The following is an 11,300-nucleotide window of genomic DNA, read 5'->3' as shown; positions in this document are numbered from 1 at the left end:
GTGGACAGCGGACGCAGATCTGATCCTCGGTAAGGTTCAGTATTTATGCAGCGAACTTCGCTGACACCACACTAGCATTCATCGCGTTTACTTGAACATGCTCCGCTCTGGTATCGCCCCTTCCGGCGAAAATGCATCGAGCTTTGTGCCGGCCAGAAACTGGTACATCTGATCCGTCAGCGCCACGAGTTGATCATGCAGCGGACAAGGATCCTCCTTGCCACACCAGTCCGGTCCAAATGGGCAAAGGCTTCGGTCTTCAACTTTCTCGAAGTGCGAAACAATCTCGAGCAATGAAATCTCCGACGGATCACGCGCCAGCGCATAGCCACCGCGAGGCCCTGGAGCGCCATCCACCAAGCCCGCCTGTGATAAAACTACCAGCAACTTGGCTACGAGCGGTTTCGATATTGCCCGTTTGGCCGCAATGTCCTGCGAGCTGAGGCGAACGCCATCAGCATAGACTTCCGCCAGATAACTCATGGCGGAAACCGCGTTTTGCGCCGTCTTACCGTATCGAAACATTAAACTAAAGCCAATGGGATTGTTTCACTCTTGATGATGTATTTCAATCCGCAAGAGCTATCAATTCAAGAATAAAAGGCATTTATTTATTGATATTCATTTTCAATCCATTAATCTTAGCTCATCTTTCAACCAAAAATATCATGACACAGCACTCTACCGATGAAATCCACGGCCACGCGGTCCTCCAGATGATGGATGAGTCCGGGCTCACCTATTCACGCGCCAGCTTGCTTGCCGCGATCAATGAAAAATTCGGCAAAGACGCGCGCTTTGGCATTTGCTCCGGGGGGAACCTGACCGCCAGCGAACTCATCGAGGAGCTTGCTGCGAAGGGGAAGTTTATCGGTGAGCCCGATGCTTTCAAGTTCGACCCCAGCGCCATGTGCAACCACTGATTGACTCCCAGCAAGGATGATGCGATGCAGGCACAAAGCAGTCCCTCCACCGGTGGCATCGGGCGACAAGCGCCGGGCTATTGGAGTTTAGTCGCGGCAGGCGAACCCTATCGCCTGCTCTTTGCGGTCGGCACGTTGCTGGGTGTTTTCGCCGTTGCGCTCTGGCCAGCGTATGTTTGGCGGCTCATCGATTTTTACCCTGGCCTGATGCATGCTCGCATCATGATCGAGGGCTTCTTAACTTGCTTTGTGGTTGGCTTCCTGGGGACGGCGTTTCCCAGGCTGCTTGATGTGAGGCGTTTCAGTCTGGAAGAAAGCCTTAGCTGGACTACCGCCCTCCTGCTTGCGAGCGCCTGCCACCTGATGAGCAACCATGTGTGGGGCGACTATTTATTCACGCTGTCGATACTCCTACTGATGGGCAGCCTCATGGCGCGGTTTCCACAGCGTAAGGATACGCCGCCGCCTGGGTTCACCCTTGTCCTGATGGGATTACTTTGCGCCTTGTGTGGCGGCGCAACACAAGTTGCCTTGCATCTAGCGCCGGATTCAGTCAGTCCGTTCTTGGCTAACTTCTCACGGCTTGCGCTTTACCAGGGCTATTTGCTGCTGCCGGTAATGGGCATCGGCGCATTCCTGATACCGAGATTCTTCGGCATGCCAAATCGCCAGGATTTCCCTGAGTCCCGTAAGTTGCCTGCTGGCTGGGTCCCCCGCGCGATCTTTGCTTTCTTCTGTGGGTTGCTGGTGCTGGCGAGTTTTGCCTTGGAGGCCAGTGGGCACTTTCGATTTGGCTACGCATTGCGCGCTGCGGGCATTCTCCTTTATTTCTTCCGCGAACTGCCAATTCACACGGCCAAATTTAAAAAAGGCGCCTTGGCGCTCGCCATGCGGGTGTCGCTGGTTTCGATACCGCTGGGATACATTCTGATGGCGATTTGGCCCGAGCGGCAGGCGGCGTTCATTCATGTCGTGTTTATCTCCGGCTTTAGCCTGCTGACTTTCACTGTGGCCAGCCGGGTCATCCTGGGCCACAGCGGCCAGTCTCATCTCTTTCGGGCGCAACTGAAATCCGTCTATGCCTTGCTGGCGCTGGTCGGGCTTGCCATGCTCACCCGGGTAAGCGCTGACTGGATGCCCGACATCCGGATGAGCCACCTGGGCTATGCAGCAATCGTGTGGATATTGGGCATTGTCATCTGGAGCGGCGCTCTGTTTCGCCTACTTGGGCAGGAAGACACGGAGTAAGTCATTCTTTAAATGTATGGTGGAATTTTCGCTCACAGCCTTCCGGGTTGTCATATTCAAGCCGCCTTGCTGGACACGAAAGATTACTGCGGCTTGAGTGGCCAAGTTAGAGGATGTGTGTCTAGGCAGCCGACTGCTGTTGGGGGGATTGGAAGAGCGTTTTACGGAACCAAAAGGCGACATTGACCAGGGCGATCATCACCGGCACTTCCACCAGTGGCCCAATGACAGCGGCAAAGGCTGCGCCTGAGCCGATGCCAAACACTGCGACGGCGACTGCGATGGCCAACTCGAAGTTGTTGCTGGCCGCCGTAAAGCTCAGGGTGACGCTTTGGCGATAATCGGCGCCCACCCATTTCCCCATCAAGAAACTGACGACGAACATGATCACGAAGTAAATGGTCAGCGGAATCGCGATCATCAGCACATCCATTGGCAGTTCGACAATTTTATCGCCCTTAAAGCTGAACATCAGCACGATGGTGAAGAGCAGCGCGATGAGTGTCAGTGGACTGATGCGGGGGATGAATTCCTGCTCATACCAATCGCGGCCCTTGAGTTTGACGCCAGCTAAACGAGTCAGCATCCCGGCAATGAAGGGAATGCCCAAGTAGATCAGGACGCTGATGGCGACCTCGCCCATGGTGATGGCGACCACGCTGCCTTCCAGTCCGAATACACCGGGGAGCCAAGTGATGAACACCCACGCGTAGAGGCTGAAAAAAATGATCTGGAAGACGCTGTTGAAGGCGACGAGACCTGCGGCATATTCATTGTCGCCCTCAGCCAGTTCGTTCCAAACGATGACCATGGCAATGCAACGCGCCAAGCCGATCAGGATGACGCCGGTCATGTATTCCGGGTGCCCGCGCAGAAAGAGGATCGCCAGTGCGAACATCAGGACAGGCCCGATGATCCAGTTTTGCGCCAGTGAGAGCGTCAGCACCTTCAAGTTGCGGAAGACGCGATGCATTTCCTCATAGCGCACCTTGGCTAGCGGCGGGTACATCATCAAGATCAGGCCAATGGCAATCGGCACATTGGTGGTCCCAACCTGAAAGCGGTTCAAGAATTCGTCGGCCCCGCTCCACCAGGCGCCAATGGCGACGCCAATCGCCATAGCCACAAAAATCCACAGCGTTAAAAATCGGTCGAGAAAGCCCAATTCCTTTTTACAAGGCCTACATGTTTCCAAGGCAGGTTGAGTCATGGCATTAGTGTAATTTCCGCTTTATCTCACTGCTGGTTCAACGCTTGGCGGTAACCGGCTGCGTAGGCTTCGAATACTTTCTGGATCTCGTTGCGGATGCGGCGAAAGGCCTCCATTTCGGTTTCTCCTTCGCGGACGGCCTTGGGCGGATCTTCAAAACCCCAGTGATAGCGGTTCACCTTGCCAGGGAACAAGGGGCAGCTTTCATCGGCGTGATCACAGACGGTGATGACCGTGTCAATGCCTGCATCCATGAACTGATCAAGGTGTTTGGATGTGTGGCCGGATATATCGATGTCCAACTCCTTGAGTGCGGCGATGGCGTTGGGGTGGACGTAGCCGGCTGGCTTGGAGCCGGCGCTGTATATCTCGAACAGGTCGCCTGCTGCGTTGCGTAGAATGCCTTCAGCCATGTGGCTGCGGCAGGAATTCCCGGTGCAGAGGATGAGAACTTTGGGTTTGGTCATGGTTAAATTACTGCTTTTCGTTAATGAATGGAATTTCTTGCTGAAGCCGACTGTGCTCCATCGCTGATTTATTAATCGGTCACTTGCGCGATGTGCTGTTGCTGGCCGCGCTTCAAGGCGATGCCTTCACCGTAGTAGTTCTGAAGGTATTTGTTGAGCCATATGGTTTCCATGGTTTGCATATTCCATTTATGGAATATTCGGTCAAGAGGAATTTATAAACTGCTCTATTCAACAGCGAATAGTTGAGGCCAAAGCATACGGCTGCGCTTTTGAGAAAGTTGCAGCTGGCGTTGTGAGCGCAGGGGCTTGAATTCCTTACTCCTTGGTTCAAGTCCGAGTGAGCCCATCGAGACGTGATGTGGCGTGTCGAGACGCGCGGTCGGCGCCTGTAGATTTTACCTGGAAATTGGCATTGCCTTTGGCCGGTGAGTCGCCGAGTTATGGGCGTATGTTTGAAACCTTCGACAACGTTCAGATCGTCAAAAAAGCCAATGTTTACTTCGATGGCAAGGTGACCAGCCGCACCGTCGTCTTTGCTGACGGCTCAAAGAAGACGCTCGGCTTCATGCAGTCAGGCGACTACGAGTTCGGCACCGAATTGCCCGAGCTGATGGAAATGCTCGGCGGCGAAATGGAAGTGCGGCTCGATGGTTCTGACGAGTGGAAGACCTACACTGCGGGCGAATCTTTTGAAGTGCCCGGCAGCTCGAAGTTTTTCCTTAAGGTCAAGGACGGCGGCGCTGATTACTGCTGCTCATACCTCGGTTAATTCAGCCCAGGATGCCGACGCTGCGTTGCAGGCGTCCAGCCGATACACAAGCTATGACTCCGGAGCGGTTGGCGTTTCGACTGGGTCCGTCACGCCGGCAAATAGCTTTTGGTAGATCAAGTTGTGCGGCTCATCCAACCGGCTGACGCGGAAGTCTGCGTCTTTCAGCGCATAGGGACCGTAGCGATAGCTGGCGGCGAGATTCGCGTAGCTGAAGGCGTTGTTTTCGTTGAGGAACTCCTTGAGGTGATTGAGATACGCCACGCCGACTTCCATGTTGGTTTTCGGATTATAGGCCTGTGAGTAGGGGCGGGTGCTCACCTCTTTCCAGGCGACTTTGCTGAGCTGCATCAGGCCGCGGGCATAGCCGCTGTTCGCGCGCGGATCGAGGGTGCTTTCGGCGACGCAGATGGCGTAAACGAAATTCGGGTCAAGGTCGCCGGCCTTGGCAGCCTGCTCGATGTCCACCCAGATTTTGTATTTCCCTTCCGGGCTTTTTATTTGGGAAAACCCGGGTCGCCCCAGCCAAAAGAACACGGCAAAAATGACGACTGCCGCAATGGACAAAATAAGCTCGGCGCTTTGGATTCCGCGAAAATTGGGCATAAGGAAACTTTAGTTGGTGTCTGAGCGTCGAACCAGCAAAAAGGCATTTAACAGTAGGGATAGCGCAAAAAGACCCAGTACAATCCAGCCGGTGGTCGGACTGAGTTTGGACAACCATGGATGCTGAATCCGAACAATCTGAATGACCTTTCCATTCTCACGATAAGTGAATCCTGAGCCTGAAGTTAACGCGTTGAACACCTGATACCAGTGGGCGTTTTGCATGTAAATGCTGGCTCGCCCATTGAAGTCGTCGGGTATTTGCACTTCTAAGTTATAGAGGTTCGCGACATCGTATAAAATAATGCGAACGTCTTCATCTTTGTAGCGAATGTTGATGGTGTCATTGTCCAGTGAACTCTGCTTTTCGCTTTTCTCTACGCTCAGAGCGATTCCAGCATTCGCCAGAATTGCTACTGAAATGAGCGCTAGATAGCGAAGGGCCCGCATCGCTTACCCCGCTGGCGCGTTGTATTTGCGGCGGAGTTCCCAGACTTTGGCGGCGTCCTCGAATAGTGTTTTGCAGACATCGGGCGTAATTGACTGCTTGGGGTCGTCGCCGATGCCATGTGCGGGGTCGATGTGCGCTTCGACGACGACGCCATCTGCGCCGTAAGCCATCGCGGCAAGCGCAGCGCCGGGCACGTAACGCGCGCGGCCCACCGAGTGCGACGGGTCAACGACCACTGCGGCCCAGGTCTTTTCCTTGAGCAGCTGGGTGATGCATTCGTCGGGGTGGTTGCGGTAACCATTCATCGACGGCAGGGTGCCGCGTGGGCAGAGGAGAATGTTTGGGTTGCCGGCGGCGGCGATGTATTCCGCGGCGGCAAGGAACTCATCTACTGGCGCCATGGGGCGTCCGCGCTTGAGCAGGACGGCGGTCTTGGTGCCAGCCGTGGCTGCGCCGATCTTGCGCAGCAGTGGGTAGTTGAGCGCGTTGCGGGCGCCAATTTGAATCATGTCCACCTGGGCCTCGGTGACGAGCTGGAGCTGCTCGTTGTCCATGACTTCGGTGTTAATCGGCAGGCCCGTACGGCTGCGTGCTTCGAGTAGAATTTCCAGCGCCTTCTGGTCGCCCTGGTAAGAGTAGGGCATCGTGCGGGGCTTCCACACTCCGCCGCGCAGCATGTGGGCGCCAGCCTCCTTGAGGGCTGCGGCGGTTTCGTAAAAGAGGTTGGGCTGCTTGGGGTCGATCGTGCAATGGCCGGCAATGAACAGCGGCTGGCGCCCCACGCTGACGCCGTTGATGAAGAACTCGCCATTGGCCAGCTCGGAATGGATATCCATGAGCCGGTAGGGAGAGTCGATCTGATCCACGCGGTCGACGTATTCCAAGCCGAGGAGGCGATTAATCATCGTCTCATGGCGCTCGTCGCCGAGTATGGCGTAGATGCTGCGCTCGGCTCCGACGATCGGCTGGATTGTGCAGCCAAATTCACTGACAATGGCGATGACCTCGGCTAATTGTGCGTCAGTCAGCTTGGATTCCAAGGGGATGATCATGGCTACTTAAAATGCGTGGTTTTGTAGGGCTCGCCTTTGGCGTCGTAGGTGATCCACTCGCCAACTTGGCGCCCTTGGTCGAAATGCCCAGAGCGCAGTTTGGTTCCGTCTTTCCGAAACCATTCCCAATAGCCTGTGAGCTCACCGTCGTCCGTCACCATGCCTCTGGCTTTGATGGTCCCGGCTTTGTGGTAGTCGATGCGCTCCTTCATGGTGAGGGGCTCCGTTATTTCAGCTTGGCGCGGAGGACTTTGGTTTCGTTGTTGCGCTCGACGAGGAGGAGCAGCTCTTCGCGTGAGTCGTCGTCATTGGCGGCCTGGAGCGCGGCAATGGTTGCGGCATAGCCTTCGACGGACTGTCCATCGACTTCCTTAATCCAGTCACCCGGCTGCAGCTCGGCGGATTGGACGGGGCTGTTCGGCTTGATGAAATCCACGATGGCGGCGTCGATATCGGCGCGCAGCTCGCGCTTGGACAAGGCGTCGGCCAAAGTAAACTGGCGCGCGGACATGCCGAGGTTATCGAAGTATTCGCGGTCGGCTTCCTTGAGGTTTATTGGCTGCTCGCCAATGACGATTTCGACTTCCTTGCCGTTATTGCCGCTGATGACGTCGAACGTCACCGTTTCGCCAATTTGCTTTTCCAGAATCATCTTTTCAAACCACTGAACGGTGACGAAATCCGGGGAAAACTTGGGCAGCTTTTCGCCGTCAATGCCGATCACGATGTCGCGGGACTGCAGACCTGCTTTGGCGGCTGGGCTGTCTTCCACCACGTCGCTCACGCTGAGTGCGCCTTGGTCAGTGAGGCCCATGAGCTCGGCGACTTCACGATCCAGCGCCTGCATGCCGGCAACGCCGAGCCAGGGACGTTTTTCACCCATTTGCACGGTGGGGATCTGTGGCGCGTATTTCATGAAGACGCCTGCGGTCATGAAGGCGTTGGACTCGCGGATCATTTGTATCGCGGCATTGAATTTACGGCCGTTCATGTAGATGATTTTTTCATCGGTGGTTGGCGGGCCGACCCAACCTGCGAAGGCGCCTTGGGCGTCGAAAGTAACGGAGCCTGGCGAGGCGATCGGGCGGTCACTGAAGCCGACGAGCCAGGGCAGTGGCTTCTGGGCGCTCACGCGGGCGCTCAGGAAGTAGGGCGTGTAGTTCCAGCTGTCGCCCATCACGGCGATGCCCCAGACGAATTGGCCAGTTTTGAGCTCGGCCTGGCCAAACGCCGTGATCGGTTTGATTTCCTTAAGCGCGGATTCGTCGACCTTCAAGTAGTGCCAGGTGCTGACGTAATTTTGGCCCACATAAGTCGCATCCCAGCCATCGCCGTCTTCACCCAGGAGCTTGACCTTGAAATCCTTGAAGCGCTCGGGTGGAACCCAGCCGGGGACGGAGCCGTCCAGCAAGACAATGTGCCCTTGGTCGTCAAGGACTACGCCGACTGTGCTCATGGGCGTGCGGTCAATGTCGTTCTGGATGAAATATTCGACGGCCACGACAGATTTGCAGCGTTCCGCGAACTGTTGCTCAAAGTCAGCCGGGAGCTGCTGCGCGCTGGCGACTGCCGTGGACAGCAATGCCGCCACGACCACAAAAATAGAGCGAAATGGGTAACTCATGGCCGCGCAGTCAAGCGGGTCTCATGGCTCTAGGCAACCCGTAAAAACAAAGCCGGCCGGTTCTTGGGGAGAACCGACCGGTCATCAGGGGTGATGAGGAGAACAAGCTATCGGATTAAAACGTAACCTAGTATTTTAGTCCTTGGCAAGCAAAACTATGACTTATTTTTAAAATTATTTTGCCTAATGCTGTGCGGGCATTGAGTCAGCTAGAGTGTCGCCGACATTGCGCCGCCAATTATTGCAGCTTGGCTAAGAACGATGCGCAGAATTTCCATCTTACCCGAGTTCAAACGTGGTGATGCCGTAGATATTGGCCCAGGGCAGGGGGGGGATGGGACCATAGTACATACGGGCGCAGCCGAAGACTTCCTGCAGGCCGTTGGCTTCGGCCAAGGCGAGGGCGGCGGGGTTGTTCTCGGGGGTGTCGAGGAACAATGGTTCGCCGTTGGCGCGGTCGCTGAGGGCGGCAAAAAGGTCGGCGGCGGTTTGGGCGTCGTCGGCGAAGAGGGGGCCGATTTTGTAGCCTTCCAAACAGGCGCGGACGACGCCATAGCCGGTCAGTTGGCCGTCTTTCACGGCGCCCAGGGCGAGGCCTTCGGCAGGCTCGATCCAGCGGCGCAGGAACGCCTCGCGGGCAAAGCCAAAGTGTTTCTGGTCGTAGGCGGCCACGTCGGCAAACGGCGCGGCGGATAGGTCGACGAGGTAATTGGCGGGTTGGCTGGCCTGGCCAGTTCCGGCCATGCGGAGGTTGCGGTGGGTGAACTGAAAGCCGCCCTGCGCATACCAGTGTTGCATGTCGAAGACGCCATCCATGGCAATGGCGGCGCCGGGCTGGAGCCTGGCCTTGAGCGTGTCGCGGCGCCAGAACCAGAACTTCGTGCCGAGGCCCTTGCTGCGTAGGTCCGACCGCATGATGAAGAAGCCCATGAAGCCGAACGCGCCGCCATAGCTGACGATGGAGCCTGTGCCGACTAATTCGCCATCGAGGCAGGCTGCGACAAAGCCTTCCGGGTCGGTTTCCCAGAAAATGTCGGCGTCGTGTTTGCCCGGGTTCCAACCTTCGCGGGCGGCCCATTGGACGGCGATATCGAGCTCATCCCGCCGCATGGGGCGGAATGCCAACTGTTCAGCCAGTGCCTCGTCGTGCATGCGGGAATGCTGGGTAGATCGTGAGTAGCAGGCAACAAATTTCACCTCACCGTCACACGATGGGCAGACATTCCGTTGACGCCGTGACATAAGTAGTTGGACTGGAAGGCGTCTTGCGGTGTCGAAATACCCGGAGACATCGGATCTATGACGAAACAGCTGCTCTACATGTTGGCCGGCTTGGGCCTTTTTTTTGTTGGCATTAAGATGCTGAACAAAAATCTGCGCGCCATGGCGAGCGGGCCGTTCCGTCGCCTGGCGCGGAAGATGAGCGCAAATCTGTTTGTCGCCGCCTTTTGGGGCGCAGTGTCCGGCTTTGCGACGCAGAGTGGGCGCACCACCTCGTTGATACTCGCGAGCTTGGTGCAGGGGCGGATTGTGGATGTGCGCTCGGCGGCGCCCGTTGTTTTGTGGTCAAATTTTGGCTGCACGTTGATTGTTTTTGCGGCGGTCTTTCCGATCGACTACTTTGTGCTGTTTATCCTGGGGTTGACGGGCATTTGCATCGCCTTCGAAAAACCGAGGAAATGGCTGACAGCCGTGACCGCGACTTTTGGCCTGTCGCTGATGCTTTTCGGCCTCGCTGAAATTTCGTCGGCGGCGCGGGGCTTTACCCACTACAGCTGGTTTCAGGATTCCATGGTGCTGATGAATCAGTCATTCATCCTGGCGTTTGTGATCGGATTGGTGCTCACCGTGATCTGCCAGTCGCACATGGCGATTATCCTGATCACGTTGGCCATGACCGACAGTGGGTTTTTCGATTTCGAGCATGCGGTGATGGTCATTTACGGCACGCACTTGGGCTCAAGCGTGATCACCTACCTGACTGGGGGGCACTTCAAGGGGCGCGCCAAGCAAGTGGTGTGGGCGCAGATCCTCTACAACCTGGTGGCAGTGGCGATTTTCCTCAGCTTCTTCCTCCTGGAGAAGCTGCTTGGCACACGCCTGCTTCATGATTTTACCCTGCTGCTTGGCAACCAGACGGACACCCTCGCCGCTGTGGTGGCTATCCTCATGAACATGGTCACGCCACTTTTATTGACGATTTTCATCGGACGCTTCACCGCTGCTTGTGAACGCGCATCGCCACCAACGGAGACAGAAGATCTCTCCCAGCCCGAATACCTGCAGGACGAGATGGTTAACAGCCCGGTCGCTGGTCTCATGCTTTGTGAAAAGGAGCAACTGCGCCTCCTGAATCGGCTGCCAAGCTATCTGGCGAGTCTGCGTCAGGGCGAGGCGAAGCCCGCGGTCAATCCCGATGCCTACCATTTGGCGTTCATTTCGATTTCCCGGCATATCCTGCACTTTCAAAGTTCGCTGATTACGCAGTCGTTGTCGCCGGATGACACCGAATGGCTGATCAACCTGCAGAACCGACAGGAACTGCTGTCGACCATCGAAGGCGCCTGCTTTAGCCTTTGCCAGGAGTTGGCGGATTCTTCCACCAACGATGACGTCCAGCAACTCGGCCAGCAAGTCATCGAAGCGCTCGACACGATGATCCTCACCGCCATTGCGGCTCTGGAGGACAACGATGCGGCAGAGTGCGCGCTTCTCGAAACCATGACCTCCGAACGCGGCGAATCCATGGAGCAAATCCGCAAGCGTTACTTGGCCTCGGCGGACCGTGTTTCAGCCAGCATGCGTAACCAGGTGCTGCTGATCACAAATATCTTTGAGCGGGCCAGTTGGTCCTTGGGCCGCTTTGGCAAACTGTATAGACCGTCAAGATGGGTTACAAACGTGCGGTGACATAGGTAACAGTTTTAAGCATGACTTGGCATGCCAC

The 11,300-nt window shown here is 56.3% G+C and carries 13 protein-coding genes; 4 read left to right on the top strand and 9 right to left on the bottom strand.

What is annotated here, in order from left to right; translation table 11 throughout:
- Window positions 1-87 precede the first annotated feature (87 nt).
- A complete protein-coding gene (locus RBB63_RS23310; RefSeq protein ID WP_309387817.1) occupies window positions 88-525 on the bottom strand; it encodes an RrF2 family transcriptional regulator in 438 nt (145 codons plus the stop codon).
- 143 nt (window positions 526-668) lie between these two features.
- Between RBB63_RS23310 and RBB63_RS23305 the strand changes: the two genes are divergently transcribed.
- Together RBB63_RS23305 and RBB63_RS23300 are read left to right on the top strand one after the other, a co-directional pair.
- Complete coding sequence (locus tag RBB63_RS23305) at window positions 669-923, top strand: YecH family metal-binding protein (RefSeq protein WP_309387816.1); 255 nt, start codon at window positions 669-671, stop codon at window positions 921-923.
- A gap of 24 nt (window positions 924-947) precedes the next feature.
- Window positions 948-2,171 (top strand): NnrS family protein, encoded by a 1,224-nt coding sequence (locus tag RBB63_RS23300; RefSeq protein WP_309387815.1) that lies wholly within the window; start codon window positions 948-950, stop codon window positions 2,169-2,171.
- Window positions 2,172-2,292: 121 nt separating this feature from the next.
- Here RBB63_RS23300 and arsB read toward each other — a convergent pair whose 3' ends face one another.
- Together arsB and RBB63_RS23290 are read right to left on the bottom strand one after the other, a co-directional pair.
- Window positions 2,293-3,381: an ACR3 family arsenite efflux transporter gene (arsB, locus tag RBB63_RS23295; protein WP_309387814.1), complete on the bottom strand. Its 1,089-nt coding sequence runs from the start codon at window positions 3,379-3,381 to the stop codon at window positions 2,293-2,295.
- Window positions 3,382-3,407: 26 nt separating this feature from the next.
- Complete coding sequence (locus tag RBB63_RS23290; RefSeq protein WP_309387812.1) at window positions 3,408-3,848, bottom strand: arsenate reductase ArsC; 441 nt, start codon at window positions 3,846-3,848, stop codon at window positions 3,408-3,410.
- A gap of 451 nt (window positions 3,849-4,299) precedes the next feature.
- Here RBB63_RS23290 and ppnP point away from each other — a divergent pair, with 451 nt between their 5' ends.
- Window positions 4,300-4,620, top strand: coding sequence for a pyrimidine/purine nucleoside phosphorylase (gene ppnP, locus RBB63_RS23285; protein ID WP_343219144.1), 321 nt, complete (start codon window positions 4,300-4,302; stop codon window positions 4,618-4,620).
- 51 nt (window positions 4,621-4,671) lie between these two features.
- Here the strand turns inward: ppnP and RBB63_RS23280 are convergent, their stop codons facing one another.
- The 6 genes from RBB63_RS23280 to RBB63_RS23255 form a co-directional block, all read right to left on the bottom strand.
- Window positions 4,672-5,226 carry a transglycosylase SLT domain-containing protein gene (locus RBB63_RS23280; RefSeq protein WP_309387810.1) on the bottom strand — a complete coding sequence of 185 codons (555 nt, stop codon included), beginning with the start codon at window positions 5,224-5,226 and terminating at the stop codon, window positions 4,672-4,674.
- A gap of 9 nt (window positions 5,227-5,235) precedes the next feature.
- The gene (locus tag RBB63_RS23275) at window positions 5,236-5,676 is read right to left on the bottom strand and encodes a hypothetical protein (RefSeq protein ID WP_309387809.1); all 441 of its coding nucleotides are present in this window, start codon (window positions 5,674-5,676) and stop codon (window positions 5,236-5,238) included.
- Between the two features lie 3 nt (window positions 5,677-5,679).
- Window positions 5,680-6,729 (bottom strand): N-acetylneuraminate synthase family protein, encoded by a 1,050-nt coding sequence (locus tag RBB63_RS23270; RefSeq protein WP_309387808.1) that lies wholly within the window; start codon window positions 6,727-6,729, stop codon window positions 5,680-5,682.
- A gap of 2 nt (window positions 6,730-6,731) precedes the next feature.
- Window positions 6,732-6,941, bottom strand: coding sequence for a toxin-antitoxin system YwqK family antitoxin (locus RBB63_RS23265; RefSeq protein ID WP_309387806.1), 210 nt, complete (start codon window positions 6,939-6,941; stop codon window positions 6,732-6,734).
- A gap of 14 nt (window positions 6,942-6,955) precedes the next feature.
- On the bottom strand, window positions 6,956-8,353 hold the full coding sequence (locus tag RBB63_RS23260) for a PDZ domain-containing protein (RefSeq protein ID WP_309387805.1): 1,398 nt from the start codon (window positions 8,351-8,353) through the stop codon (window positions 6,956-6,958).
- Between the two features lie 279 nt (window positions 8,354-8,632).
- Window positions 8,633-9,490: a GNAT family N-acetyltransferase gene (locus tag RBB63_RS23255; RefSeq protein WP_343219143.1), complete on the bottom strand. Its 858-nt coding sequence runs from the start codon at window positions 9,488-9,490 to the stop codon at window positions 8,633-8,635.
- Between the two features lie 162 nt (window positions 9,491-9,652).
- On the opposite strand from RBB63_RS23255, the gene RBB63_RS23250 reads away from it, so the two are divergent.
- On the top strand, window positions 9,653-11,263 hold the full coding sequence (locus RBB63_RS23250; protein WP_309387803.1) for a Na/Pi cotransporter family protein: 1,611 nt from the start codon (window positions 9,653-9,655) through the stop codon (window positions 11,261-11,263).
- Window positions 11,264-11,300: the final 37 nt, after the last annotated feature.

This window comes from Cerasicoccus frondis, from assembly GCA_031296915.1.
Lineage (GTDB): Bacteria > Verrucomicrobiota > Verrucomicrobiia > Opitutales > Cerasicoccaceae > Cerasicoccus > Cerasicoccus frondis.
This window is presented reverse-complemented; position numbering and strand designations above follow the sequence as displayed.

Coding starts and splice junctions, on each gene's coding strand:
- RBB63_RS23310 (WP_309387817.1), bottom strand. CDS start 525: ATGTTTCGATACGGTAAGACGGCGCAAAACGCGGTTTCCGCCATGAGT.
- RBB63_RS23305 (WP_309387816.1), top strand. CDS start 669: ATGACACAGCACTCTACCGATGAAATCCACGGCCACGCGGTCCTCCAG.
- RBB63_RS23300 (WP_309387815.1), top strand. CDS start 948: ATGCAGGCACAAAGCAGTCCCTCCACCGGTGGCATCGGGCGACAAGCG.
- arsB (WP_309387814.1), bottom strand. CDS start 3,381: ATGACTCAACCTGCCTTGGAAACATGTAGGCCTTGTAAAAAGGAATTG.
- RBB63_RS23290 (WP_309387812.1), bottom strand. CDS start 3,848: ATGACCAAACCCAAAGTTCTCATCCTCTGCACCGGGAATTCCTGCCGC.
- ppnP (WP_343219144.1), top strand. CDS start 4,300: ATGTTTGAAACCTTCGACAACGTTCAGATCGTCAAAAAAGCCAATGTT.
- RBB63_RS23280 (WP_309387810.1), bottom strand. CDS start 5,226: ATGCCCAATTTTCGCGGAATCCAAAGCGCCGAGCTTATTTTGTCCATT.
- RBB63_RS23275 (WP_309387809.1), bottom strand. CDS start 5,676: ATGCGGGCCCTTCGCTATCTAGCGCTCATTTCAGTAGCAATTCTGGCG.
- RBB63_RS23270 (WP_309387808.1), bottom strand. CDS start 6,729: ATGATCATCCCCTTGGAATCCAAGCTGACTGACGCACAATTAGCCGAG.
- RBB63_RS23265 (WP_309387806.1), bottom strand. CDS start 6,941: ATGAAGGAGCGCATCGACTACCACAAAGCCGGGACCATCAAAGCCAGA.
- RBB63_RS23260 (WP_309387805.1), bottom strand. CDS start 8,353: ATGAGTTACCCATTTCGCTCTATTTTTGTGGTCGTGGCGGCATTGCTG.
- RBB63_RS23250 (WP_309387803.1), top strand. CDS start 9,653: ATGACGAAACAGCTGCTCTACATGTTGGCCGGCTTGGGCCTTTTTTTT.